Source organism: Lichenicola cladoniae, from assembly GCF_013201075.1.
In the GTDB taxonomy this organism is placed as follows: Bacteria; Pseudomonadota; Alphaproteobacteria; order Acetobacterales; family Acetobacteraceae; genus Lichenicola; species Lichenicola cladoniae.
In genome coordinates, this window is sequence record NZ_CP053708.1 from 3,755,419 (window position 1) to 3,779,413 (window position 23,995).

Here is a 23,995-nt window from a genome sequence, read left to right on the forward strand (position 1 = left end):
ATAGTCGGATCATTCATCGATGCAAGTCGGATCAGCCAGCCGCCCTCGGGTGCATCGGGAGGTGGTGGCCGAACTCGCGAGACGCATTGTTTCCGGTGAGATCGCGCCGGGCGACGGGTTTCCGAACACCATCCAGCTGAGCGTCGATCTCGGCGTCAGCCGGTCGGCGTTGCGGGAGGCGCTCAAGGTTCTTTCGGCCAAGGGCATGCTGGAGGTGCGTCCCCGCACCGGCACGCGGGTACGGCCGCGCGACAGCTGGAACCTGATGGACCCCGAGCTTCTGTCCTGGTGCCGGCCGGAGCTGGACCCCGAGCTGCTGCGCAGCCTGCTCGAGTGCCGCCTGCTGATCGAGCCGGGCGCCGCCGCCCTTGCAGCCGCCAGGGCGAACGCGGCTCAGCTTGCGGGGATCGAGGCCGCGTTCGACCGCATGAACAAGGCTGCCGACCTGAACGCGCGCATCGAGGCGGATCTCGAATTCCATGTCGCGGTGTTGAAGGCGAGCGGCAACCTGTTCCTGGCGCAATGGGCCGGTACGGTCTCCTCGATCCTGTTGGCCACCTTCCGCATCTCTGCTGAAATGACCACGTCCGAGAGCGACGCCTTCACCGCGCATCGCGACGTGATGGAGTCGATCCGGCTGCGCAACGCGTCGCGTGCGGACCGGGCGATGCGGCATCTGTTGTCGATCGCAGCGAAGGATCTTCACATCAAGGCGGCACAGGCCCGCTCCAACCGGTAGGGGGACCGGTACGCGCAGTGCCGGATTGCCGGCACCCAAACGCATGGTGCTGGTGTTCGGCCGGCTCGAACGGACGCGGGTGCTCGATGAGGCGACGAGCCGTGCGGCGAAACTATCCCGCGTTCGCATCGCTGGTCGTGATGACGAATGATTGCCGCAAGGCGGGCACAACGATGGGCGGGAGACGCACGTGACACGAGTTGCAGTTCTGGACGATTGGCAGGGTGTCGCGCGGCAGAGCGCCGACTGGTCCGAGGTTGCCGCGCAGGCGGACATCGTCTTCTTCCAGGAGGCCTTCGCGGACGAGGACGCGGCGGTCGCGGCACTTGCCGACTTCGACATCCTGCTGTCGATGCGCGAACGCATGCCGATGCCGCGCAGCCTGATCGTCCGGTTGCCGAAGCTCGCCATGGTCGGGATCACCCTCAAGGTGAACGCGGCACTCGATGTCGCCGCCTGCACCGAGCGGGGCGTCCTGGTCTGCCATACCGATGGCTATGGCGGTGCGGATCACGCAACCGCGGAGCTGGCGCTGGGCCTGCTCATCTCAGCGGCCCGGGGCATCCCGACCGGCGATTCCAACATCCGGGCGGGGCGCTTCCAGCATGGCATACCGACCGGCATCGGCCTGGCCGGCAAGACGCTCGGGATCGTCGGGCTCGGCCGCCAGGGCTCCAGGATGGCCCGCTATGCCGAAGCCCTCGACATGAACGTGCTGGCCTGGAGCGACAACCTCACGCGCGAGAAGGCTGCCGGGGAAGGTGCCGAACTCGTCTCCAAGCAGGAGCTGTTCGAGCGCTCGGATGCGATCAGCCTGCATGTCGTGCTGTCGCCGCGCAGCCGCGGCATCATCGGGGCCGAAGACATCGCCCGCATGAAGCCGGGGGCGATATTGGTGAATACCTCGCGCGGACCACTGGTGGATGAGGCCGCGCTGATCGAGGCGGTGCAGGCCGGCCATATCACTGCCGCCCTGGACGTGTTCGACCACGAGCCGCTGCCTGCGGACCATCCGCTTCGCTCGGCCCCCAACACGGTGCTGACGCCGCATCTCGGCTATGGCGTCGCCGAGACCTGGGCCTCCTTCTATCCGCAGAGCGCCGAGAATGCTCTCGCCTTCATCGCCGGCTCGCCGATCCGCGTGCTCAATCCGGATGCCGCCGGCAACCGGGAGCAGGCGACCCACGGATAGAGGCGTCTGTTTGGCCATGTGCAGGTGCGGGCGAACGACTGGACCCGCCGAACGTTGGGCTCGCTCAAACGAGGAGACTGGGACAGATGAGCAAGAATGGAACGACCTGGTACGTGGTCGCGGACGGCGGCAAGGCCCGCATCCTGACGCTCGGCGACAACGGCATGCACACCCTGCAGCAGTTCGACAATAGCGGGCATGGCGACACCGACGAGGATCCAAGCGGCGGCACCAGCCAACTCAAGGCACCCAAATCCGATCCGCATGCGCAAGCCAAGTCGCACTTCGCCAAGCTGGTGGCCGCCCGGCTCAACGAAGCGGTCCGGACCGGCAAGGTCGACGAGATCGTGCTGGCGGCGTCCGCGCATGTGCTGCACGACATTCGCGAGGAACTCGACAAGGCAGCGACGGCGAAGCTCACCAAGTCGCTGAGCAAGGACCTTACGAATACGCCGGACCACGATCTGGCCTCGCACTTCGCCTGAATCGTACAACAAGGTTACGGGCCACCGGCCCGTTGCCGATCCCATCCGGAGGGTTTCATTTGCGCATCATGACGTCAGCTTTCGCCACCTCGCGATCCGGTCGTTTTCTGCTGGCCGTGCCGTTACTGGTTGCGGCCTGCGGCGAGGTCGGTGCGCCGACCAAGGCCGACATCCAGCAGGTGATCCAGACCCGCATGCAGGCTGCCAACCAGCAGACGTCGAACAACACGCTGGGCCTGTTCAGCGGTCCGTATGACGTCAACGACTTCAGCGTGACCGCAGCCGACTGCACCGCCAAGGATAACGGCGTCTATGGCTGCGCAGTGACCGCGGTGACCAAGAAGGGCACCAATACGGCCCAGCTGCAGTTCAAGAAGGTCAACGGCGCCTGGACCCTGGTTCAGCCCTGAGACACAAGTCGGCCGGTCCATTCGGTAACGTGATCCGACAGGGCCGGCCGCCTGACCAGGGCGGGCACATCGCGCGGGGTTCCGACGAACAGGAACCCGGCGAGCGTATCCGGCGGCACGAAGCCGAGTGCCGCCTGGACGCCGGGATCGTAGGCGTTGGCGCCGGTCACCCAGATTGCACCGAAACCCTCGGCATGGATTGCGTTCAGCAGGTTCATCGCACCGGCTGCCACGGTCATGAGTTGCTCGGCCTGCGGTATCTTGTGATCCGGCCGCAGGTGCGCGCCAAGCGCCACGATCAGAGGCGCACGCAGGAACTTCCCGCGCTGCTTCTCGACCATTGGCGGTGTGGCGTCCGGCTCGCGAGCCAGCAGCGCCCGGCCGACGATATCGGCCAGGGCAGTCCGGGCCTCGCCGCGAATCAGCACGTAGCGCCACGGCGCCAGCCTGCCATGGTCGGGCGCACGCAATCCGGTTTCCAGGATGCGCTCGAGCACCTGACCGTCCGGCGCCGGATCCTGCAGGGCCGAGAGGGAAACGCGGCTCAACATCGTGTCGATAGCGAGCATGTGTCTCAGTCCCTCGATGGCCAAGCGATCGGCACATGGCCCAGATCGTAGCCATGCAGGCGGGCAACGGTCAGGGCCGCGGCGGGCACCGACCAGGCCAGCGAGCGCGGGGTCGCCAGCAACCGGCCGGATGCGGCAAGTGCACGGGCCAACGCCCGGACCGCCTCGGTCAGCGATGTCCTCGGCTCGCGGGCCGGTACAAGCCGCGCGAGTAGGCGATCGAGCGCCGGTTCCTCCGCATGCTGGGCGGCTGCCAGGGCTCGCAGCAGGCCGACTTCATCGGGTGTCAGCTCAGGTTCCTCCGGCATCGCGACATCGAGCCTGACCGGCCCCGCATCGCCGTCGGTGGCACTGGTTCCATGGCCGATCATGGTGCGGATCAGTGATGCAGCCTGTTCGAGATCCGGGCTCTCGAGGCTGTCGGTCGACGATCCGGAACGCGGAGACAGTATCCTTCGGAGCAGCCGGATCGCGACCCGCTCCTCGTCCGCCATGGACGCAACCTGCAGCGACGGCTTGGCGATGCCGTCACCCACAGGGCGGTTTGTGCTCATGCGATTAAACCTCGACCAGACGCTAGCAATGAGAACCGTTCGCAACACGCCGGCAAGCAGAAAGATCCACCGGCCGGCGCCCGGCAGATCGCGCGCCGTCTAGCCTGGACGGCCGAGTTCGTGCGCGATGGCCTCGCTCAACGGCTTCTCGTCCACGCTGACATCGGGAGCGAAGCGGCCGGCAACACTGCCGTTCCGGCCGATCAGGAATTTTTCGAAGTTCCAGAGAATGTCGCCGTTCTCGGATACGACGCCATGCTTGGCGAGGCGCTCGCGCATCTGTCCATCCGGCTTCTCGAGTGCGGTCGGAGCGGCCGTGACCAGCGCCTCGTAGAGCGGATGGCGCTCGGGGCCATTGACCTCGACCTTGGAGAATAGCGGGAAATCCACGCCGTAGGTGGTGGTGCAGAATTCCTGGATGTCGGCCTCGGTGCCGGGCTCCTGGTCGCGGAACTGGTTGCATGGGAAGCCCAGCACGACCAGCCCGTCCGCCTTGTGTGCGGTATACGCCCGTTCCAGCGACTCGTATTGCGGCGTCAGGCCGCACTTGGAGGCCACGTTCACGACCAGCACGACCTGGCCCGCATAATCCGCCAGCGATCCGCTGCTGCCGTCGATCCGGCGCAAGGCGATGTCCTTGAGGTCGGGCATGAACGTAACTCCTGCGACGGGCGGCGGATCGGAGGATCCGGCCGCACCGGCGACTGAGGTTGGCGCGTGTACGGTCGCGAGGCAAGCGAGGTGCTCTCGCCTCCCGGATGGTGATGGTGCGTCAGTAGAAGCCGGGACCGAACCCACCACCGAAACCTGGCCCCCAGGCGCCGCCCCAGGGACCGAAATTCCAGCCCGGGTCACTGTACATCTGCGCGGTCATCTGCTGCTGATCGGCCAGGTTCTGCTGAAACTTTTGCTGCTTGTACGTCGAATAGGCCTGCGCCGAACCGACATAGAGGCAGCCGCAGACCAGCGGGTCCGAATAGAGATACACGTAGTTGCCGTTCACGGCGCGCATGACGAAGTGATGCGGCGGCAGCTTCTGCAGCATCGCCTGGCGTGCCGGCGTATCGGCCGGACGCGCGATGAAGCCGGCCGCCACCAGCATGTCGGTCTTGGCGACGACGCGGTCCTGTTCGGTGGCACACGCCCCGAGCAGGAGCGGCAGCAGGAGTGCGGCCGCGCAGGCGGGCGTACGGATCGGCGTTCGGATACTGGACTGGATCATCACAACGCCTTCATGCATTGGCGACATCGGGAACACGGTATGCCCATGATGACGCCGGGAGACGCAGGCCGTTCCCACATCCGTCAAGGGCATGCGGGAGTGGCCTCGCGATAATCGATCCTGTAGGGAAAGCGTCCATGGATGCCAGTGAAAACTCCCTGCCCCGCGCCCCCGACCTCCACCCGGCGACGGCTCGACACGCGACGATCCAGCGCGTCACCGGCGAGACCGACATCACCCTGTCGCTGACCCTCGACGGGACCGGCCGGTCGCGGATCGAGACCGGGATCGGCTTCCTCGACCACATGTTGACCGCCCTCGCCGGGCACGCGCTGTTCGACCTCGAGATCAAGGCGATCGGCGACCTTCATACCGACTTCCACCACACCACCGAGGATATCGGCATCGTGCTGGGCCAGGCACTGGTGCAGGCGATCGGCAACAAGGCAGGCATCCGTCGCTACGGCCATGCGGTGGTGCCGATGGACGAGGCGCTGGTCGAGGCGGCGATCGACATGTCCGGCCGGTCGTTCCTGGTCTGGAACGTGACGTTTCCGCGCGACAAGATCGGCGAGATGGACACCGAGCTGTTCGAGGAGTTCTTCCGCGGGTTCGCCGGCAACGCGCAGCTCGCCCTGCACGTGACCCAGAAGGCCGGGACCAACAACCACCATATCGCCGAGGGCTGCTTCAAGGCGGTGGCGCGTGCGCTGCGGGCGGCGGTCGAAGCCGATCCGCGCACCGCCGGCGTGGTGCCCTCGACCAAGGGGGTTCTGTGAGGCTCTACAGCACGCATTTCGGACCGGCCGACGCGTCCCGTCCGGAGCAGCCGCCGATGCTGGTGCCCGAGGGGTTCTCGTGGTGGGGCCTGCTGATCGGATGGCTCGTGCTGCTGCGGCCGGGAAGCTGGCTGGTGGCGATGCTGGCCGGTATCGCCACGCTGCTGATCGGCATGCTGTCGCAGCGGCTCGAGGCGGCCTGGGTGCTGCTGCCCGGATTGCATCTGGCGGTGGCACTGTTCGCCAACGACTGGCGCCGCTGGGAATTCGGCCTGGCCGGCATGACGCCCGGGCCGATCGTGGCCGCATCCGACCGCGATACCGCCCTGCTCCGCCTCCTCGACCTGCGGCCCGATCTTCTCGGCCGGGCCCCGGCCGCTCTCTCGTGAGCGGCCGGGCCAGCCGCGAACGGGCGGCCGGCGGCCGCATCGCCGTCGTCGATTACCAGAGCGGCAACCTCGCCTCCGCCTCACGGGCGCTGGAGGAAGCGGCATCTCGTGCCGGCATCGATGTCGAGGTCAGCGTGACCTCCGACCCGGACTGGATCCGCACCGCCGACCGGATCGTGCTGCCGGGACAGGGCGCATTCGCCGACTGCGCGCGCGGCCTGTCCGCGGTGCACGGTCTGCGCGCGGCGATCGAGGATGCGACCGGGGCCGGCACGCCGTTCCTCGGCATCTGCGTCGGCATGCAGCTGATGGCCGAGCGCGGCCTCGAGCATGGCGAAACACCTGGCCTCGGCTGGATCCGGGGAGAGATCGCACCGATGCATGCACCGGGCCTGCGCCTGCCGCAAATGGGCTGGAACGAGCTGGTGTTCACACCGGGCGCCCATCCGCTCACCGAAGGGCTCGAGCCCGGTGACCACGGCTATTTCGTCCATTCCTATGCCCTGACCGACTATGATCCCGCCGACCTGGTCGCCTCCACCGAGTACGGTGGCGACGTTCCGGCCCTGGTCGCGCGCGGCAACCGCGCCGGTACCCAGTTCCATGTCGAGAAAAGCCAGCGCGTCGGGCTGCGCATCCTGGCCAACTTCCTGCGCTGGGCTCCCTGACATGACGACGACAGGGCACGATACCCGACCCGATCTGGTGGCCGAACGGGTCAGCGTCCTCAGCGACGACGACATGCAGTCGCTCTGCGAGGCCACCAACGCGGCGATCCTGGATGGCGGCGGTTTCGGCTGGGTCTCGTCGCCCGGGCGACGCACGCTGGAACAATATTTCCGAGGCATCCTGCTGGTGCCTGAGCGGGTGCTGTTCGTGGGCCGGCTCGACGGCACCATCGTCGGCGCCACCCAGTTGCTGCGGCCGCCGCGCAATAACGAGGCGCAGGCGATGAACGCCACGCTCATGCACAGCTACATCGCCCCCTATGCACGCGGCCACGGCCTGGCCCGGCTGATGACCGAGGCGGTCGAAGATTGTGCGCGGGGCCTCGGCTACCAGGTGCTGAACCTCGATGTGCGCGAGAGCCAGAAGGCCGCCATCTCGCTCTACAAGAGCCTCGGCTACGAGCATTGGGGCACACATCCGCATTATGCCCGTGTCGCCGGCGAGGTGGTCGGCGGCTTCTTTTTCACCAAGCGGCTGCAGGACGGTGCCCGCCCGCCTGCGCCCAGGACGGAGCACGCGGCCGCCATGCCCCGTCCCTCGCACAAGACCGACAAGCCCGTGCCCAGCCCGAGATCCCTCACCCTCTATCCCGCGATCGACCTCAAGGACGGGGTCTGCGTCCGGCTCCGGCGCGGCGAGATGGACGACGCCACCGTCTATTCCGACGATCCGGGCGCGCAGGCGCGGGCCTGGGTCGCTGCCGGCTGCCGCTGGCTGCACGTGGTCGACCTGAACGGCGCGTTCGCGGGACGGTCGGTCAACGAGGAGGCGATCGAGGCGATCATCGACAATGCCGAGGTGCCCGTGCAGCTCGGCGGCGGCATACGCGACATGGCGGCGATCGAGCGCTGGCTGTCCGCCGGAATTGCCCGCGTCATTCTCGGCAGCGCGTCGGTGAAAAATCCCGATCTCGTTCGCGAGGCCTGCCGCGCATTTCCGGGCCGGATCGTCTGCGGCATCGATGCGCGCGACGGGCGGGTGGCGACCGAGGGCTGGGCGGAAGTATCGGACCTGTCGGCGACCGAACTGGCGCTCCGCATGCAGGATGCCGGGGTCACGGCGATCGTGTTCACCGAGATCGCCCGCGACGGCATGCTGACCGGGCTCGATATCGACCAGACCTGCGCGCTCTCGGCGCGGCTCTCGACGCCGGTGGTGGCGAGCGGCGGGGTCGGGCGGATCGAGCATCTGCATGCGCTGCGGGCGGCGTCTGCCCATTTCACCGGGATCGAGGGCGTGATCGTCGGACGTGCGCTCTATGACGGCCGGATCGAGCCGCGCGATGCGCTCGCGGCGCTGACCTGATGCTCAAGCTGCGAGTAATCCCCTGCCTGGACGTCAAGGACGGGCGGGTAGTGAAGGGGGTGAACTTCGTCTCCCTGCGCGACGCCGGCGACCCGGTCGAACAGGCCGCTGTCTACGACGCGGCCGGCGCGGACGAGCTGACCTTCCTCGATATCACCGCCAGCCACGAGCAGCGCGACACCATCCTCGATGTGGTCAGCCGGACCGCCGCACGCATTTTCCTGCCGCTCACCGTCGGAGGTGGAATTCGCACCACCGGCGACATGCGCCGGCTTCTGCTGGCCGGTGCCGACAAATGCGCGATGAACTCGGCCGCGGTCTCGAGGCCGGAACTGGTTTCCGAGGCAGCACTCAAGTTCGGCAGCCAGTGCGTGGTGGTGGGCGTCGATGCACGCTCGGACGGACATGGCGGCTGGGAGGTGTTCACCCATGGCGGCCGTACCGGCACCGGGCTGGATGCGGTGGCGTGGTGCCGCCAGGTGGCCGCGCGCGGCGCCGGCGAGATCCTGCTGACCAGCATGGACCGTGACGGCACCGGACAGGGGTTCGACCTCGACCTGCTGCGGGCGGTGTGCGGCGCGGTGACCGTGCCGGTGGTGGCGTCGGGCGGCGTCGGCACGCCGACCCATTTTGTCGAAGGCGCCGAGGCCGGTGCATCCGGTCTGCTGGCCGCCAGCGTGTTCCATTTCGGGCAGCTCACCATTGCCCAGGTCAAGCAGGCGCTGCGCGATGCCGGCCTGCCGGTCCGGCCACCCGTATCCAGTCAGGATTTCGACCGATGACCAAGCCGCCGAAACGCGACGCCAAGGCTCCGAAGAACACCGTTCCGGGGAAGAAAACCGCCATCGGTGGCAAGGCGCTCGCGGTCGAGAAAAGTGCGATACCGAGGGTCGAAGGCCGGCGTGTGGTCAGCAAGAAGCTGGCGAAGACCGCCGCGTTCGACATGTCCGGAGCGACCGCCGACGTGCTGGACCGGCTGTTCGAAGTGGTGACGTCGCGTCGCAATGCCGATCCGAACATCAGCCATTCCGCCCGGCTGCTGTCGCGCGGCACCGCGAAGGTGGCGCAGAAATTCGGCGAGGAAGCGGTCGAGTGCCTGATCGAGGCGGTGATGGGCAACAGCTCGAAGCTGATCGGCGAGAGTGCCGACGTACTCTATCATCTGATCGTGCTGTGGGTGGATGCGGGGGTGAACCCCGGCGAGGTCTGGTCCGAACTGCAGCGCCGAGAAGGCACCAGCGGCATCGCCGAGAAGGCCGCGCGCCCGGGGCCTATCGCGAACCGAAGCGGAGGCTGAGATCATGCCGGTCAGCGGCCTCGGACCATACGACGACCAGAACATCTTCGCCCGCATCCTGCGCGGCGAGATCCCGTGCCGGCGCGCCTACGAGGACGAGCATGCGCTCGCCTTCCACGACATCGCCCCGCAGGCGCCTGCGCATGTGCTGGTGATCCCGAAGGGCGCCTACGTGTCGTTCGCCGACTTCTCGGCGACGGCGTCTGAGGCCGAGATCGCCGGGTTCTTCCGGGCAGTCGGCAGGGTCGCCCGCGAACTCGGGCTGGAGCAGCCGGGCTATCGGCTGCTGGCGAATACCGGCGTGCATGGCGGACAGGAAGTGCCGCACTTCCATGTCCATCTGTTCGGCGGCGCCGGCCTCGGGCCGATGCTCGACCACAGGATCGCACAGCCGGCGTGACCGCAAGCATTGGAGCCCCGATCATGAGCCAGGACGATCCCGACCGGCATGATTTCGCGACGCCGCATCTTGCCGCCAGCGTCATGGCGCATGGTGCCGAGCTCTGCAGGCTGCAGAACGGAGCTGGGCTGGATTATCTGTGGCCGGCGGCCCCGGCGTGGCCACGGCACGCGCCGGTACTGTTCCCGATCGTTGGCCGCCTCGCCGACGACACGCTGGTTCATGACGGCAAGAGCTACCGGCTGACTCAGCACGGCTTCGCACGCGACCGGCGGTTCACCTGGATCGAACGGTCCGCAACCGGATGCCTGTTGCGGCTAGAGGACGATGCCGAAACCCAGGCAATGTATCCGTTCCGGTTCCGTTTCGAGGTCCGTTACGCAGTGACGGATGCGACGCTCGAGATCACCTACACCGTCATCAACACCGGCAGCGCGGTGCTTCCCGCGTCGATCGGCGCCCATCCGGCGTTCCGCTGGCCGCTCGATCCGACCCGGGCCAAGGAAGACTACGCGCTTACCTTCGACCATGACGAAACCGCGCCGCTCTACGGAGTCGAGAGCGGCCTGCTGACCGTCACCGACCGCGCCTCACCGATAGCCGGACGACGTCTCGCGCTGAACGACGGGTTGTTCACCGCCGACGCGCTGATCCTGCCGAACCCCGACAGCCGATCGGTGCGGCTGGCCGCGGCCGACGGGCCCGCCCTGACCGTCTCCTGGGAGGGTTTCGACCAGCTCGGGATCTGGTCGAAACCCGGCGCGGACTTCGTGTGCATCGAACCCTGGTGCGGCATGGCAAGCCCGGCCGACTTCGTCGGCGAGTTCATCCGCAAACCCTGGTTGATGCTGCTCCCACCGGGCGAAAGCCACGCCGCCATCCACCGGATGACCGTAGAGGCGTAACCCCGGCCCGGTCGGTTCGGCTTATCGCTGGCCGAACGATGTTGTTTCAAACAGGTCTGACAAGCCATGCGGCTGCGACCGCCAATATTGTTTCGGCGCACTGACATGCGCGCCGAGCTTGGCGGCGGCATGCCAGGGCCAACGCGGATCGTAGAGCATGGCGCGGGCCAGCGAGACCGCATCGGCTTCGTCGCCGGCGATGATCGCCTCTGCCTGTTCCGGCTCGGTGATCAACCCGACCGCGATCGTCGGCAGCCCGGTTTCCGCCTTCACCCTGGCGGCAAACGGCACCTGGTAGTTCGGCGCGAGCGGGATTGCCTGCGACGGCGAGACACCGCCGCTGCTGACGTGGATCGCGGCACAGCCGATCGCGCCCAGCACCTTCGACAACGCGATGGTGCCGTCGACATCCCAGCCGCCCGGCACCCAGTCGGTAGCCGAGATACGGACCCAGACCGGACGCCCGGCCGGGAACGCAGCACGCACCGCCTCGAAGATCTCGATCGGGAACCGCATCCGGTTCTCCAGGCTGCCGCCGTATTCGTCGTCACGATGGTTGGCGAGCGGCGACAGGAACTGGTGCAGCAGGTAGCCATGCGCCGCGTGGATCTCGATCCCGTCCAGGCCGATCCGCGCGGCGCGGTGCGCGGCCGAGACGAAATCGTTGCGGATGCGCTCGAGCCCAGCACGGTCGAGTGCCGTGGGCGGCACGTCGCCATCCGCATGCGGCACTGCGGAGGGCGCCTCGGTCTGCCAGCCCTGCTTCTGGTCCGGCGCGATCTGGGTGCCACCGTCCCATGGCGCACGGCTGGACCCCTTGCGACCGGCATGGCTGAGCTGGACCGCGACGGGCATGTTCGAGTTCGCCCGGATCGCGGTCAATACACGCAAGAGGGCCGCCTCGTTGGCGTCGGAATAGAGGCCGAGATCGGCGGGGGAAATGCGGGCTTCCGGCGAAATCGCCGTCGCCTCGAGAGTTAGCAGGCCGGCGCCGGACAGGGCCATGTGGCCGAGATGGATCATGTGCCATTCGCCGGCGGACCCATCCTCGGCAGAATACTGGCACATCGGCGCGATGACGATGCGATTGGCAAGCGCGAGCGAACCCAGGCGCCACGTGTCGAACAACCGGCTCATGCGATCTCTCCTGTCCGGTGGCGCACAAGCAGTCACGATGCCCATCTCGAACGATCGAGATATCTATCTGTCGCCCGAGACGTCAAGCATGCCTCCCCCAGAAGCTCAGGAGGCGAACCCGGCGAAGGAGAGTGGCGCTAGGGCCTCGGCGGGAAGATCGCACTGTCGCCACAAAGACCTTCGAACATCGGGCGCGCGAAGTAGAAGCCTTGCATGAACCTGCCTCCGACCGATCGCAAGGCCTCGACTTCACCGATCCGTTCGACGCCCTCGAGTATGACCTCGGTTCCAATTTTGGCGCACATCGCGATCAGACCTGCAATGATCGCGAGGCGCGCCTGGTTATGGTCGCAATCCTTTACGACAGCCTGATCGAGCTTGATGATATCGGGCCTCAGATCCGCAAGCCGGGAGAGGCCGGAATAACCGGTTCCGAAATCATCCAAGGCCATTTTGAAGCCCAACCGGCGGTACTCGCCCATGACGTTGAGGAGATGCGCCGTGTCTATGACCGTTTCCGTCTCTATCAGTTCGAAGGTCAGCTGGCTGCATTGGAAGCCGGTCCGGGCGGCGACGTTCAGTGTCTCGCGCATGCACGAGATGGGGTCATAGATCGCGTTCGGCAGCAGGTTGATGTTGAGTCTTCGATCCAGCTTGAGGCGAGCCGCCATCTCTATGGCCTTGGTCCTGCATGCCTGGTCGAAGACATAGAGATTATCGTGCGTGACCTGGGAGAGGACGTGAGACGCGCGTTCACCTTCCGGTCCGCGAACGAGGGCCTCGTAGGCATAGATGTGATTGTCGGCCAGATCGACGATCGGCTGGAACGCCATGCTGAACTGGAACAGGTCGACATCAGGTTTCAGCGCAGCGATATTGGTCAACGGTGCCGACAGGTATGGCAATGACGTCGGCCTGAAGGGCGGCAGTGGGACGATGGCGTCCACAACCTCGATGCGTGGATCGTTGCCCGCGGTTGAAAGCTGGGACAGCGTTCTCCGTGCCAGGAGACCTGAACGACCGGCCAGACTGAAGACCTTGTTTCGACCGGCTCGCTTCGCGTCATACAGCGCAGTATCCGCATTGCCCAGCATCTGTTTCAGGTCGGCGTTGCCTCCGTCGGACACGCCGGCGCTGATCGTCAATCCAACCGGCGTGCCCTCATGCATCATCTGCAGGCTTGCCACGCCCACACGTGATCGCTCGATGATATGCTCTGCCTGATCGAACGTAACGCCAGCCATCAACACGGCGAACTCTTCACCGCCCAGGCGGCCGACGAGATCGGTGTCCCGGGCTTCCATCTGCAGCACCTGGGCAACCGCCCGAAGCGCGCCGTCTCCGATGACGTGACCATGGGTATCGTTGACCATCTTGAAATGATCGACGTCCACCATCGCGATACAGCATTCCGTGCCGGCTCTTGCATGGCGGAGCAACTCCTGCTCGGCAAGATCGAAGAACGAGCGCCGGTTGAGAACGCCGGTCAGAAAGTCGGTGGTCAGTGCGCGCCGCAGCTCTTCAGCCGAGTGACGCCGCTGCGTGATGTCGCGCACCACCATCAAGTAGCGCATCAGCGGCGGATCGATGTTGTCCACGTCCAGCGGCGACACCATGCACGTCGCCCAGAAGCGACTTCCATCCGCCCGAACCCGCCATCCCTCGTCGAGATGCCAACCGTCCCGGTCGGCGATGACCAGACGCTGGTTGAACTCGGCTTCACTGGACCCGGCCGACGCGACAATGCTGCTCGAGTGTCTTGTGAGCGCTTCGGCCGTGTCGATCCCGAACAACCGCGTTCCCGACAGGTTCCAGTCGCAGATCTGTCCGGACAGGGTGAGCCCGAGTATCGCGTAATCATCGGCACCCTGCAGCAGGGCGGTGAACCAGGCCTCGTTTTCCTTGACCCGACGCTCCTGTGCCACCTGGGTGCTGATATCGGACAGCACGGCCAGGTGCCGGTTGGCATCCATGCGCACGACGGTCAGCGCCAGCACCGCCGGATCCTGCCCCAGTGCCACCGCGCCAAGATGAACCCGCACCCCGTCGCAGACAGTGCCGCGGACGATCGGTTTCGCGAGCAGGGTCCTCAGGTCGGGCAGGAATGGCTCGAGCAGCTGGACCAGGTTATCGAGCGGACATTCCGGCGTCGCCAGCGGCATCGTCAGGCAGGAGAAGGCCGGATTGACCATGCTGATCGTACCGTCGCGGTCGAACTGCGCCATGCCATGCGGGCATAGATACATGAACTCGAGCAGCGATTCCTGATCAGGTTCGTGAAAATCATCCTCGAGCGGCTCCTGCGCTCGCTCAGACACGCGAGATCAGTATCCAGCGCGGTGAGGATGTAAGCCCGGTCAACATGCGAAGCCGCACCCGGGTCGGCCGCATCCGGAACGTCAGCACATACGGGATGATCTCATCGAGTTCGGTCTCGTTATTGAGACGCTCTGCAACCAGGTAGTTGTTCATGCAGGGCGCGACGTCGAAGAAACAATGCCGTCCGACCACCCGGTCGCGGCTCAGTCCTGAACAACGCTCCTCGTACTGATTGTATTTTTCGACCATGGACCCGGCATCCAGGCCGAGAACTCCGAATGACAGGCCATCCATCGCCTGCACGGTCATGTTCGAGAGGGCTTCGAGCATGTGTTCCGCCTCGAACGCTAAACTCGTTTCAATATTCAAGATTTTTGACCATGAATCATCTATACCGACGCGGGCTTGCCTCTACAAGTATGGACTGATTTGGTTCATGACACGTTAAGCTGACACTGTTTAAAATAATGGAAGTCGAAAGCGGGATGTTCGCCGTCGACAACTTAATGAGAAAGAGCAAGCCCGCCGTGATGAGACGACCGAGGGCATGGTGGGGAAGCGATCGCGCGACCTTGTCGAGGGTGCTGGCACACCAGCTTCATGCGGAGTTTGCTCGGCTCCGGCTTGGCAGTACCAGCGCCGTCCCGCCCTGGCTGTGGAACGATGAAACGGTCCTCTCGGAGATGCTCGGCGAGGATGTGGACTCGCTCGACCTCATGTCGCTGTCGGCCGCCGTCGCGGAACTGCTTCCTGGTTACAGCGTCGAGCCGGGACTCATTCGGACGGCGGCATTCGGAGCATGGTGCGCCGCCGCTGCGGACAGCGTGCGGGACCAACCGACCACCGTAACGTTCCGGTCGTCCGGAAGTACTGGAATCTCCAGGTCCACGACCCACCCGCTCGCCCAACTCGAAGAGGAAGCCGCGTCGCTCGCCATACTGTTGGGAACCGGCCGCCGCCGGGTGATGTCGGCCGTCCCGGCCCATCATGCCTACGGCTTCATCCATTCGGTGTTGCTGCCGCGACATCTCGGCGGTCTGCCGCTGGAAGATCTTCGACATCATAATCCATCCGAACTGACCGTGCAGCTGCGGCCTGGGGATCTGGTGCTCGGTCATCCGGCTTTCTGGCACGCGGCAGTGCGGGGTATGCTCAAACCGTTCCCGGCGGACGTCGTCGCCGTGACATCTTCAGCGCCATGCCCGCCGGCCACGGCTCTTGATCTGGAGCGTGCCGGGCTTGTGCGGCTGGTGCAGGTCTATGGCACTTCCGAGACCGCCGGGATCGGATGGCGGGACGATCCGCTCGCGCGATACACCCTGCTTCCGGCCTGGCAACGCGACGGGCATGGGTTGAAGCGTGACGGACAGCCGGTCGAGCCGCCGGATCGACTGGACTGGGACGGGAACGACCGCTTCCACGTGCTCGGCCGTCACGACCAGTCGATCCAGATCGGCGGGCTGAATGTCGATCCCAAACAGGTGCGCGATACATTGTCGGCACATCCCGAAGTCGCCTGTGTCGCGGTCCGGATGATGCGTGCCGACGAGGGCCAGCGACTCAAGGCGTTCGTCGTTCCTCGAATCGAAGATTGCGACCGGACGCGCCTGAGAGCCGATCTGCGCCGCTTCGCCACCGCGGCGTTGCCTCCGCAGGATCGGCCAGGCGCCTATAGTTTCGGTCCGGCCTTGCCGGTGAACGATCTGGGAAAGGCCGCTGACTGGCTCGTCGTCTGATGTCCTGAAGGTGGTTATGAAGCGCCAGGTCGAGCCTTTCGAGAAACCTGCATAGGCTGAACCCGACATCGTGGGATCTGGATAGCCCGACTGTCATGCTGAGAACCCACGGCGGCTCGCCAGGAAATGATCACATCCGGGGCTTGGTCAACTGCCAACGATCGAGATCATGTAGGCGCTTTTCACAACGATCGAAGCCTGCCCCGGTCTGGATCGTGCCGATCTACAGCCAGAGGCCTCATGCAGCCCAGCGCGCAACCAGTGCGCCGATCGCGCGGAGCAAGGCTTCGCCGTCATCCATATCGAGATCCGATTTCTCGTAATACACCGCAATCAACAGCGGCGAACGGCCTGGCGGATAGGCGATCGCGTAGTCGTTGCACACCGAATTGGTTGTCCCGGTCCGGTCGCCCGTGGTCCAGCCCTCCGGGAAGCCGGCGCGGACCCGCCGCCCGCCGACGACGTTGGCCGCCATCCAGCGGTTGTTCAATGCACGCGTGGGTGGACGAAGCACGTCGCCGAGACTGATGCGGGCGGCCACCGCCGCAATCGCGCGCGGGGTGGTGGTGTCCTTCATGCCGGACCAGCCCCCGACGAGTTCGTAGCGATCCACGCGCGTGACCGTGTCGCCAAGCGAGCGCAGCCAGCCGGTAAGCGCCGGTGGCCCGCCGATGCGGCGGAGGAGCAGGTTGGCCGCGGTGTTGTCGCTCCGCTCCAGGATCGCCTCGACGAGCGTTCCGACGGCGAGCACGCCGGCCGCGACATGCGCGGTCGTTATCGGCGAGGCCGGCAGCAGGTCGTGCTGGCCATAGGGGACCAGGTGGGCGAGGTCGTCGTGCCCCGCATCCACGCGGGCGAACACCATCGCGGCGAGCGGCCCCTTGAACGTGCTTGCAAGCAGGAAGCGCTCGTCGGCACGGTGGGCAAGGGTGCGTCCGGTTCCGGTATCCTGCACGAAGACGCCGAGGCGCCCTCCGTGTTGCCGCTCGAGCGCGGCGATCGCGTCGCCGCCCTCGGCGCGGGCAGGACCAGCCCTTCCGGCAACGATCGCGCCGAATCCGGCGGCAACGAAGCCGCGACGGGAAGGCCATGCATTCATATCAAGTCGTTCCCATCTGCATTCGGTGGCGTGGCCTTGCTTACCACTGAACGTGATGGGAAGCCGAGATCAGCAGGGCTGGATGACGATGCCGCCGAAGCGAGCTTCGTCCGCACAACATTTCACGCCATCGATAACGCAATCATGGCAAGGGTAATCCAGGCCTGTTTCCACATAACGGGTAAGATAACCGCCGAAAATGGTCTGATTGAAAAATTCGAGAAATTCACCCTCGGGCGACGATGCGCGTTGTTTACAACTGGAACAGACGTACCGACGGTATCTCGGATTCGCCTGTACGGTGACACCAAAGATTGGACAATGCCGGAGCATAACCTCGCGTGATGCTCCAGTTGCGGCGGGCGTCGAGCCCCGAGGCCGGTGAGACGCGAACATGAGCGATCGGAAGTATCGTCGGATGCGGAGCCTCGCCGGCTTCATGGCAAGGCTGGCCTGCAACGGCGAGCTTCATCGTCCTCGTGAGTCTCGATAGGTCGATCTTCCATGGCCTGCTGACATTGCTTTCCGCTGTTGTGCTGACTGGCGCTTTGATCATCCTCGTCTACGCGAAGACCGGAGCAGAATGGAGATGGCGCTCCGGAAATTCATGAGCCGGATCGCCGCGCCGCGGACGGACTACTCCGCCGCCAACCCGAGCGCCTGGCGGTCGAACAGCCGGCGATAAAGACCGCCCTCGTTGGTCAGCAGCCGGTGATGTGGGCCGTCCTCGACCAGTTCGCCGCGCGAGAATACCAGGATGCGGTCGAGCGCCACCACCGTCGAGAGCCGGTGGGCGATGACGATGACCGTGCGCCCGACCATCAGCCGTTGCATCGCCTCCTGAACCAGCGCCTCGCTTTCCGAATCCAGGCTCGACGTCGCCTCGTCCAGGATCAGTATCCGCGAGCCTGCCAGGAAGGCGCGCGCGATGGCGATGCGCTGGCGCTCGCCGCCGGACAGCTTGACGCCGCGCTCGCCGACCAGTGTCGCATACCCCTTGGGCAGCCGGGAAATGAACTCCGATGCATTGGCCAGCGCCGCCGCCGCCTCGATTTCGGCCAGGGTCGCGTCCGGTCGCGCATAGGCGATGTTCTCCGCAAGCGACCGATGGAACAGCAGCGGCTCCTGCGGCACGATCGCGATCTGCGCGCGCAGGCTTTCCTGGGTGATGCCGGCAATATCCTGCCCGTCGATCAGGATGCGTCCCGAGGTGACGTCGTACAGCCGCTGCACCAGCTTGGTGGCCGTGGTCTTGCCGGAGCCGGACGGGCCGACCAGTGCCACCCGGCTGCCGGCGGGGATATCGATCGAGAGGTCGCGGAACAGCGGCAGGGTCTGCCCGGTGTAATGGAAGCCGACCTGCTCGAACCGGATCTCGCCGGCGGTGATGCGGATCGGGCGGGCGTCCGGGCGGTCCTGCACGCCGGCCGGCTCGTCATAAAGCGCGACCAGTTCCTCCATCTCGTTCACCGAGCGCTGGACGACGCTGATCTGCTGGCCGATGTCGCGCAGGTAGCCCTGCACCAGGAACACCATGGTCAGCACATATGCGATGTCGCCGGCGCCGGCCCGGCCATGCCACCAGAGCCAGAGCACCGAGCCGACCATCAGGATACGCAGCCCGACCAGGCACAAATTCTGCAGGTTGCCGCTGTCGGTGCCGCGCAGCCACATCCGCGTGGTGCGTCCGGACCAGCGCTGCAGCACCCGCGACAGCCGCGCATCCTCGCGGCCCTCGGCCCCGAACGCCTTGACCACCGCGTTGCAGGTGATCGCATCGGCCAGGGCAGCACCCATGCGGGTGTCCCAGACATTGGCGAGGCGTGCGGACGGCGCGACATAGTTGAGGGTGAGCAGTGCCGACAGCACCGCGAACCCGACCGAGCCCAACCCGAGCAGCAGCCCCATCAGCGGCCAGCGCAACGCCAGCACCACGGTCGTGCCGGCCAGCACGCACATCTCGGGCAGCAGCATCAGCAGCAGCGTGTCGTCCAGCATGTCGACCGCCCACATGCCGCGGGTCAGCCGGCGCACCGTGGAGCCGGCGAAATGGTTGGCGTGCCAGTCGGTCGAGAAGCGCTGCACCCGCGCGAACGCGGTGCGCGCGATGCCGCTCATGATGCGCAGCGTCAGGTGGGTGATCGAGATGAAGGCGAGCCGGCGTCCGAGCAGGCTGACGATGCCGAGCAGCGTCAGGCCGCCCAGCATCAGCAGCGTGTCGTGCCGGGTGGCGAACGCCTCGGGGGAGCGGGTGGCGCCGGCACCGAGCAGATGCGGCGGCAACCTGGTGACGTCGTCGACCAGACGCCCGGCCAGGATCGGCGTCACCACGTCGGTCAGCGTCGCCAGGATCATGCCGCCGGCGACCATGGACACCAGCAACGGCGACGATGCCCATCGCCGGAACAGGAACTTCAGTACATCGACGAACACGCCGCGCCCGCTACGCCTGGTCGGCACGCCCACGGTGGCTGCCTGTATCGCAACGCCAAGGTCCGGGGAAGGCAGTTCGGGCTCGGCGGTCACGGCGGTTCCTGTGCGTCCGACGCCGGTGCACCTGTTGCCCTGGGTCGTCAGGGGAAGAGGATCTAGGCCAGATCCGCCGTCGGTGGAACCGGAAGACGTGCGTGCGACACGCTTACGGAGCGGTCCAGCAAGCCTCCGGCGAGTGCGGCCGGCCAGACCAGTGGGCCACGCATGGACATGGCCCAATGCTTCGGCTGGCCGCTACCGCGATCGTGCGGATCCGGATTGCCGCCCGGGCTGCGGAGAGCAAGCATCATGGGAAGGTCATCGAGAAACACTTTTACCAGGGTCGGATCATAGCGACGGCCAGCCTCGACGGCGATGTGTCGCGCTGCATTCTCGATCGACCATGCGGTCCCGTTAAGTCGCTCCGACGCCAAGGCATCGAATGCATCGGCGAGTGCGACGATCCGCGCGCCGATCGGGATATCGTCGGCGGCGAGTCTTCGCGGGTAGCCTTCGCCGTTCCAAAACTCGTGGTGACACAGAGCCAGCTCGGCTGCGAACTCGAACGCCGGCGACGGGGTGCCGACCAGCAGGCGTGCCCCGACCTCGGTATGGCGTTGCAGGATGCCGAGCTCACGCTCGTCCAGCAGTCCGGATTTGCACAGAATCGCCTCGGGAACCGAGATCATGCCGATGTCGTACAGCGGGATCGCTGCGATCAGCCCTTCGGTCTCGGCTGGCTCAAGCCCGGCGAGTGTCGCCAGCCTGCGTACCATCGCCCCGACCCGGACCTGCGACGGGCTGGCGGACAGACGTGCCAGCTTCGCCAGCATTGTGTCGGGCGCGGCGTGAAATATGGTGAGAACCAGCCTGCGCCGAATCCGTTGGTGCCGAACCAGCAGCCAGACTCGCAGCAGCCACCAGACCGCCAGCAGAAGCCCGGTAGACAAGAGTGCGAGCGGTAGCACGGAGGCCAGAAAATGAGAGCCGGGAGAACGAGCCGTCAAAAACAAGTCGGGTGTCCTTCTACACTCGTGTTTACAGCCAGTCGCGCCTTCGCGTTATTTCATCGTAAATACAACCTGGGGCTTTGCCTAGATGATACGTTCGGCCACACGCGGCACGCTTGTTAGGGTCGTTATGCAATCGGAATGTATCTTGGAGTTTCAGCCGTGAGCAGCAAGTCCGCCGCTGACGGTACGCTTCCGGCACGGAGCGCGCTCCTCCTTAAGGTCAAGAAAATGACGCAACGGGAGGTTGTATCTTTCATCGAGGCGCTGGCACTCGCCAACCCGAATGCCAGCAGCGAACTGGTGTTCACCAACGCGTACACGTTGCTGGTTTCGGTCGTCCTGTCTGCGCAGGCGACCGACGTATCGGTGAACAAGGCGACGGTCGGGCTGTTCGCCGATGCACCGGATCCGGCCACCATGGTCCGGCTTGGCGAGGACGGCGTGGCCCGCCATATCCGCACGATCGGCCTGTGGCGGGCGAAGGCGAAGAACGTGGTCGCCTTGTCGCAGGTGCTGATCGACCGGCATGGCGGCGAGGTGCCATCCGACCGGCTCTCGCTTGAGGCGCTGCCCGGGGTCGGGCGAAAGACCGCCAACGTCGTGCTGAACGTCGTTTTCGGCGAAAGCACGATGGCGGTCGACACCCATATCCTGCGACTGGGCAACCGCACCGGACTGGCGCCGGGTGCGACGCCACGCGCGGTCGAGGACCAGCTGGTCAAGCGCATCCCGCGCGACATGCTGCGCCCATCGCATCACTGGCTGATCCTGCACGGTCGCTACGTGTGCAAGGCCCGTGCGCCCGAATGCTGGCACTGTGTCGGCCGGCCCTACTGCCACTACCCCGACAAGCGCCTGGAGCCCGTCTGAGACTGGGTTCTCCCGCCGGCGCGACACGTCCCGGCCGGTCTCCGCAGTGCGACGCTATTCCAACCGCGCCATCGGGAGTGTCGGGCGTCGGCCGCCGCCGGGAACCGGTGCGGCGGGCACCCAGGGGCGGTGGCCCCGATACGTGCGGGCGCTCTCGACACGAATGCCTACGGCACGCAGCCAGACCGCTTCCGGTCCGTCGCGCCAGACGCTGAAGCGGTCGATCCGGGGGATGCCGTGGCAGGTACCATGCGCGGGCCTCGACGAGACGACAAGGGCGATGCCGTCGCAGTCGTCCGGTTCGGTGGCGGGCTTGGCGTCATCGCCGGTCTCGCCTGCGTCGCGCAACAGCAATACCGACTGGCGGCGGATCGTGATGATGCAGGCGGCCGGGTTGCAGACGACATCGCCGGCCGGGTTCGCCCCGGCATCGGCGAACGGAACCGGCGCGGCGGTGATGGCCCACGCACGACGCCAGTCCGACAGTGTGATCGGATCGGCCCAGGAGGCCTGCTCGACCAGCATGGTGCGGCCGCGATGCAGGGCGATCAGCCTGCCGTCGCCGGAGACAAGCAGGTCAGGCGCATGCACCAGCCACGGCGAGGCAAGCCCGATCGCCAGCGGCACCGCCGCCAGCAGGCGCCAGCGCTGCCGCCAGAGACACAGCCAGAGCAGGCCGAAGGTCACCGTCAGCAGGCCCCAGACCGGCGAGGCCGGTACCGCCAGGCTCGCCGCCGGGAACGCGGCGACCTCGCGCGCCAGCCACAGGATCAGGTCGATGCCGGCGCCCATCTGCCGCAGCGTCACCCATTCGAGGCCGAACGGCATCAGCAGCAGCGACAGCAGGCCCTGCGGCAGCACCCAGAAGGCGGTCAGCGGCACCGCCACCAGGTTGGCCAGCACGAAATAGAACTGCACCCGACCGAAATGGAATGCGGCATAGGGCAGCGACGCGGCGCCGGCGACCAGGCTGGTGAAGAACAGCTGGAACACGTGCAGGCCAACGCGCCTGCGCCAGCCGAGCAGGCCCTGCGCGTGCAACCGCACCATCATCGGCCGCAACGCCTCGTAGCCGGCCAGCAGCGCCATCACGGCGGCGAAACTCATCTGGTAGCCGACATCGAGCAGCGTTGCCGGCGACGCCAGCAGCAGCAGGATCGCGGCGATGGCCAGGGTGCGCATGCTGACCGCCCGGCGGCCGACCAGCAGCCCGAGCACGGCGATCCCGGCCATCGCCAGGCTGCGCAGGCCCGGCAGGTGCAGGCCGGTCAGCACCATGTAGCCGCAACCGGCCGCCAGCGCGCCGAGGGCGGCGATCTGGCGCATCGGCAGGCGCAGGCTGCCCCACTCCCACGCAGCCAGGACGATACGCAGGATGAGGAGCGTCAGCCCCATGACGATGCCGAGATGCAGCCCCGCCACCGCCAGCAGGTGGGCCAGCCCGGAGGCGGCGAAGGCGTCGCGGTCGGTCTGCGGGATGGCGCTGCTGAGTCCGGTGAGGAGTGTGGCCGCCACCGCTCCCCGCGGGCCGGGCAGCACGACCATGATCCGGGCGGCGATCGTCTCGCGTAGCCGGCGCACCGAACCCCACACGCCGCCGTCGGACCGGTGCGACAGCAACACGACCGGAGACAGCGCAGAGCCGGAGCCGGCGAGACCGGAAAAGAACGCGTCGCGCTGCGGGTCCCGGCCGCCCGGGTAATCGGGCGGTGACGGTGCGTGCAGCAGCGTGCGGATCCGCACCAGGTCCCCGGTCGCCAGCATGGTCCGGTCGGTGTCGCGCAGCCTGATCCGCAGGCGCCGGCCGGCGAGCGGTTCGGGATCTTCCCCGCCGGCGGCCGGCGTCGCCAGCGTCACCGCGCCGAGCGTCACCCGGCGCCGTCCGTCGGCCAGCAGGTCGATCTCGTCGATCCGGCCAATCGTCAGCGACGCCTTGCGCGGCAGGTCGGCCGGCGGCGGCATGCGCCGGGTGGTCGCCTGCGACACCAGGAACCCGACCGACATGGCCAGCAGCGCGGCCGCGACGGCGCGCGTGGACACACGGGTCCGGGCGCCCGCAAACAGCAGGAGCGACACGCCGGTCATCGACAGCCCGACCGCGAGTCCCGGTTCCCGGGTCAGCCCGAAATAGGCGAGGATGCCGATCGACACGCACATCGGCAGCCACAGCACCAGCCTGTCGCGATCGGCTTCCAGGCTTGCCTGGAGGTCCGACCAGGTCCGACGGGCCCGGCGGCGCCAGTGGGAACGCCGCAACGCGCCCCGCGTGACGGGGACGAACGAGGGCCGAACGCTGGGTGGATCGGCAAATCGTTGCACGATCGTAAGCTTAGCGGCACCCTGCCCACCTGACCATCGACCTGACCATCGACAG

General features: G+C 66.5%; 26 protein-coding genes. 15 read left to right on the forward strand and 11 right to left on the reverse strand.

Translation table 11 applies throughout. The features are described from left to right. Positions 1-19 precede the first annotated feature (19 nt). The 4 genes from HN018_RS17005 (at position 20) to HN018_RS17020 (ending at position 2,826) form a co-directional block, all read left to right on the forward strand. The gene (locus HN018_RS17005; protein WP_171832963.1) at positions 20-739 is read left to right on the forward strand and encodes a FadR/GntR family transcriptional regulator; all 720 of its coding nucleotides are present in this window, start codon (positions 20-22) and stop codon (positions 737-739) included. 190 nt (positions 740-929) lie between these two features. Further along, positions 930-1,931 (forward strand): D-2-hydroxyacid dehydrogenase family protein, encoded by a 1,002-nt coding sequence (locus HN018_RS17010; protein ID WP_171832962.1) that lies wholly within the window; start codon positions 930-932, stop codon positions 1,929-1,931. A gap of 86 nt (positions 1,932-2,017) precedes the next feature. Next, the gene (locus HN018_RS17015) at positions 2,018-2,416 is read left to right on the forward strand and encodes a baeRF12 domain-containing protein (protein WP_171832961.1); all 399 of its coding nucleotides are present in this window, start codon (positions 2,018-2,020) and stop codon (positions 2,414-2,416) included. A 68-nt stretch (positions 2,417-2,484) separates the two neighbouring features. Beyond that, positions 2,485-2,826, forward strand: coding sequence for a hypothetical protein (locus HN018_RS17020; protein ID WP_171832960.1), 342 nt, complete (start codon positions 2,485-2,487; stop codon positions 2,824-2,826). On the opposite strand, the gene HN018_RS17025 is transcribed toward HN018_RS17020, so the two are convergent. The 4 genes from HN018_RS17025 to HN018_RS17040 form a co-directional block, all read right to left on the reverse strand. Next, positions 2,817-3,395, reverse strand: a complete 579-nt coding sequence (locus HN018_RS17025; protein WP_171832959.1) for a nitroreductase family protein — start codon at positions 3,393-3,395, stop codon at positions 2,817-2,819. The two genes, HN018_RS17020 and HN018_RS17025, sit on opposite strands and share 10 nt — an antisense overlap. 5 nt (positions 3,396-3,400) lie before the next feature. After that, on the reverse strand, positions 3,401-3,949 hold the full coding sequence (locus HN018_RS17030) for a hypothetical protein (protein ID WP_171832958.1): 549 nt from the start codon (positions 3,947-3,949) through the stop codon (positions 3,401-3,403). A 99-nt stretch (positions 3,950-4,048) separates the two neighbouring features. Beyond that, positions 4,049-4,600, reverse strand: a complete 552-nt coding sequence (locus HN018_RS17035; protein ID WP_171832957.1) for a glutathione peroxidase — start codon at positions 4,598-4,600, stop codon at positions 4,049-4,051. 121 nt (positions 4,601-4,721) lie between these two features. Continuing rightward, complete coding sequence (locus HN018_RS17040; RefSeq protein ID WP_239478772.1) at positions 4,722-5,171, reverse strand: hypothetical protein; 450 nt, start codon at positions 5,169-5,171, stop codon at positions 4,722-4,724. 137 nt (positions 5,172-5,308) lie between these two features. Between HN018_RS17040 and hisB the strand changes: the two genes are divergently transcribed. The 8 genes from hisB to HN018_RS17075 are packed head-to-tail and all read left to right on the forward strand — an operon-like array spanning position 5,309 to position 10,975. Next, positions 5,309-5,950 carry an imidazoleglycerol-phosphate dehydratase HisB gene (gene hisB, locus HN018_RS17045; protein WP_171832956.1) on the forward strand — a complete coding sequence of 214 codons (642 nt, stop codon included), beginning with the start codon at positions 5,309-5,311 and terminating at the stop codon, positions 5,948-5,950. Continuing rightward, positions 5,947-6,339 carry a hypothetical protein gene (locus HN018_RS28715; protein WP_239478773.1) on the forward strand — a complete coding sequence of 131 codons (393 nt, stop codon included), beginning with the start codon at positions 5,947-5,949 and terminating at the stop codon, positions 6,337-6,339. The genes hisB and HN018_RS28715 overlap by 4 nt, the downstream gene beginning before the upstream one ends. Next, positions 6,336-7,007, forward strand: a complete 672-nt coding sequence (gene hisH, locus HN018_RS17050) for an imidazole glycerol phosphate synthase subunit HisH (protein ID WP_239478774.1) — start codon at positions 6,336-6,338, stop codon at positions 7,005-7,007. Before HN018_RS28715 ends, hisH begins: the two co-directional genes overlap by 4 nt. A 1-nt stretch (position 7,008) precedes the next feature. After that, positions 7,009-8,373 (forward strand): 1-(5-phosphoribosyl)-5-[(5-phosphoribosylamino)methylideneamino]imidazole-4-carboxamide isomerase, encoded by a 1,365-nt coding sequence (gene hisA, locus HN018_RS17055; protein ID WP_171832954.1) that lies wholly within the window; start codon positions 7,009-7,011, stop codon positions 8,371-8,373. Next, positions 8,373-9,155 (forward strand): imidazole glycerol phosphate synthase subunit HisF, encoded by a 783-nt coding sequence (hisF, locus tag HN018_RS17060; RefSeq protein ID WP_171832953.1) that lies wholly within the window; start codon positions 8,373-8,375, stop codon positions 9,153-9,155. The genes hisA and hisF overlap by 1 nt, the downstream gene beginning before the upstream one ends. Next, on the forward strand, positions 9,152-9,670 hold the full coding sequence (locus HN018_RS17065; RefSeq protein WP_239478775.1) for a phosphoribosyl-ATP diphosphatase: 519 nt from the start codon (positions 9,152-9,154) through the stop codon (positions 9,668-9,670). Before hisF ends, HN018_RS17065 begins: the two co-directional genes overlap by 4 nt. A 4-nt stretch (positions 9,671-9,674) precedes the next feature. Next, entirely contained in the window at positions 9,675-10,070 is a 396-nt protein-coding gene (locus tag HN018_RS17070) for a histidine triad nucleotide-binding protein (protein WP_171832952.1), read from the forward strand. A 23-nt stretch (positions 10,071-10,093) separates the two neighbouring features. Then, on the forward strand, positions 10,094-10,975 hold the full coding sequence (locus HN018_RS17075; protein ID WP_171832951.1) for an aldose 1-epimerase family protein: 882 nt from the start codon (positions 10,094-10,096) through the stop codon (positions 10,973-10,975). Positions 10,976-10,996: 21 nt separating this feature from the next. On the opposite strand, the gene HN018_RS17080 is transcribed toward HN018_RS17075, so the two are convergent. The 3 genes from HN018_RS17080 to HN018_RS17090 form a co-directional block, all read right to left on the reverse strand. Then, positions 10,997-12,112 (reverse strand): NADH:flavin oxidoreductase/NADH oxidase, encoded by a 1,116-nt coding sequence (locus HN018_RS17080; protein WP_171832950.1) that lies wholly within the window; start codon positions 12,110-12,112, stop codon positions 10,997-10,999. Positions 12,113-12,249: 137 nt separating this feature from the next. Continuing rightward, on the reverse strand, positions 12,250-14,430 hold the full coding sequence (locus tag HN018_RS17085) for a putative bifunctional diguanylate cyclase/phosphodiesterase (protein ID WP_171832949.1): 2,181 nt from the start codon (positions 14,428-14,430) through the stop codon (positions 12,250-12,252). Then, on the reverse strand, positions 14,423-14,761 hold the full coding sequence (locus tag HN018_RS17090; RefSeq protein WP_204259561.1) for a hypothetical protein: 339 nt from the start codon (positions 14,759-14,761) through the stop codon (positions 14,423-14,425). The genes HN018_RS17085 and HN018_RS17090 overlap by 8 nt, the downstream gene beginning before the upstream one ends. A 200-nt stretch (positions 14,762-14,961) precedes the next feature. On the opposite strand from HN018_RS17090, the gene HN018_RS17095 reads away from it, so the two are divergent. Then, positions 14,962-16,167: an AMP-binding enzyme gene (locus tag HN018_RS17095; protein WP_171832948.1), complete on the forward strand. Its 1,206-nt coding sequence runs from the start codon at positions 14,962-14,964 to the stop codon at positions 16,165-16,167. Between the two features lie 238 nt (positions 16,168-16,405). Here the strand turns inward: HN018_RS17095 and bla are convergent, their stop codons facing one another. Beyond that, entirely contained in the window at positions 16,406-17,266 is an 861-nt protein-coding gene (gene bla, locus HN018_RS17100) for a class A beta-lactamase (protein ID WP_171832947.1), read from the reverse strand. 30 nt (positions 17,267-17,296) lie between these two features. Between bla and HN018_RS17105 the strand changes: the two genes are divergently transcribed. After that, positions 17,297-17,611 (forward strand): hypothetical protein, encoded by a 315-nt coding sequence (locus tag HN018_RS17105; protein WP_171832946.1) that lies wholly within the window; start codon positions 17,297-17,299, stop codon positions 17,609-17,611. A gap of 291 nt (positions 17,612-17,902) precedes the next feature. Here HN018_RS17105 and HN018_RS17110 read toward each other — a convergent pair whose 3' ends face one another. Continuing rightward, positions 17,903-19,747 carry an ABC transporter ATP-binding protein gene (locus tag HN018_RS17110; protein ID WP_408886809.1) on the reverse strand — a complete coding sequence of 615 codons (1,845 nt, stop codon included), beginning with the start codon at positions 19,745-19,747 and terminating at the stop codon, positions 17,903-17,905. Positions 19,748-19,854: 107 nt separating this feature from the next. Beyond that, positions 19,855-20,571, reverse strand: a complete 717-nt coding sequence (locus tag HN018_RS17115; RefSeq protein WP_172443486.1) for an HD-GYP domain-containing protein — start codon at positions 20,569-20,571, stop codon at positions 19,855-19,857. A 408-nt stretch (positions 20,572-20,979) separates the two neighbouring features. On the opposite strand from HN018_RS17115, the gene nth reads away from it, so the two are divergent. Beyond that, on the forward strand, positions 20,980-21,621 hold the full coding sequence (nth, locus tag HN018_RS17120; RefSeq protein ID WP_171833491.1) for an endonuclease III: 642 nt from the start codon (positions 20,980-20,982) through the stop codon (positions 21,619-21,621). Between the two features lie 54 nt (positions 21,622-21,675). Here nth and HN018_RS17125 read toward each other — a convergent pair whose 3' ends face one another. Further along, complete coding sequence (locus HN018_RS17125; RefSeq protein WP_171832944.1) at positions 21,676-23,877, reverse strand: ComEC/Rec2 family competence protein; 2,202 nt, start codon at positions 23,875-23,877, stop codon at positions 21,676-21,678. Positions 23,878-23,995 lie beyond the last annotated feature (118 nt).

Coding starts and splice junctions, on each gene's coding strand:
- HN018_RS17005 (WP_171832963.1), top strand. CDS start 20: ATGCAAGTCGGATCAGCCAGCCGCCCTCGGGTGCATCGGGAGGTGGTG.
- HN018_RS17015 (WP_171832961.1), top strand. CDS start 2,018: ATGAGCAAGAATGGAACGACCTGGTACGTGGTCGCGGACGGCGGCAAG.
- HN018_RS17020 (WP_171832960.1), top strand. CDS start 2,485: ATGACGTCAGCTTTCGCCACCTCGCGATCCGGTCGTTTTCTGCTGGCC.
- HN018_RS17025 (WP_171832959.1), bottom strand. CDS start 3,395: ATGCTCGCTATCGACACGATGTTGAGCCGCGTTTCCCTCTCGGCCCTG.
- HN018_RS17030 (WP_171832958.1), bottom strand. CDS start 3,949: ATGAGCACAAACCGCCCTGTGGGTGACGGCATCGCCAAGCCGTCGCTG.
- HN018_RS17035 (WP_171832957.1), bottom strand. CDS start 4,600: ATGCCCGACCTCAAGGACATCGCCTTGCGCCGGATCGACGGCAGCAGC.
- HN018_RS17040 (WP_239478772.1), bottom strand. CDS start 5,171: ATGATCCAGTCCAGTATCCGAACGCCGATCCGTACGCCCGCCTGCGCG.
- hisB (WP_171832956.1), top strand. CDS start 5,309: ATGGATGCCAGTGAAAACTCCCTGCCCCGCGCCCCCGACCTCCACCCG.
- hisA (WP_171832954.1), top strand. CDS start 7,009: ATGACGACGACAGGGCACGATACCCGACCCGATCTGGTGGCCGAACGG.
- hisF (WP_171832953.1), top strand. CDS start 8,373: ATGCTCAAGCTGCGAGTAATCCCCTGCCTGGACGTCAAGGACGGGCGG.
- HN018_RS17065 (WP_239478775.1), top strand. CDS start 9,152: ATGACCAAGCCGCCGAAACGCGACGCCAAGGCTCCGAAGAACACCGTT.
- HN018_RS17070 (WP_171832952.1), top strand. CDS start 9,675: ATGCCGGTCAGCGGCCTCGGACCATACGACGACCAGAACATCTTCGCC.
- HN018_RS17075 (WP_171832951.1), top strand. CDS start 10,094: ATGAGCCAGGACGATCCCGACCGGCATGATTTCGCGACGCCGCATCTT.
- HN018_RS17080 (WP_171832950.1), bottom strand. CDS start 12,112: ATGAGCCGGTTGTTCGACACGTGGCGCCTGGGTTCGCTCGCGCTTGCC.
- HN018_RS17090 (WP_204259561.1), bottom strand. CDS start 14,761: ATGCTCGAAGCCCTCTCGAACATGACCGTGCAGGCGATGGATGGCCTG.
- HN018_RS17095 (WP_171832948.1), top strand. CDS start 14,962: ATGAGACGACCGAGGGCATGGTGGGGAAGCGATCGCGCGACCTTGTCG.
- bla (WP_171832947.1), bottom strand. CDS start 17,266: ATGAATGCATGGCCTTCCCGTCGCGGCTTCGTTGCCGCCGGATTCGGC.
- HN018_RS17115 (WP_172443486.1), bottom strand. CDS start 20,571: ATGCTGGCGAAGCTGGCACGTCTGTCCGCCAGCCCGTCGCAGGTCCGG.
- nth (WP_171833491.1), top strand. CDS start 20,980: ATGACGCAACGGGAGGTTGTATCTTTCATCGAGGCGCTGGCACTCGCC.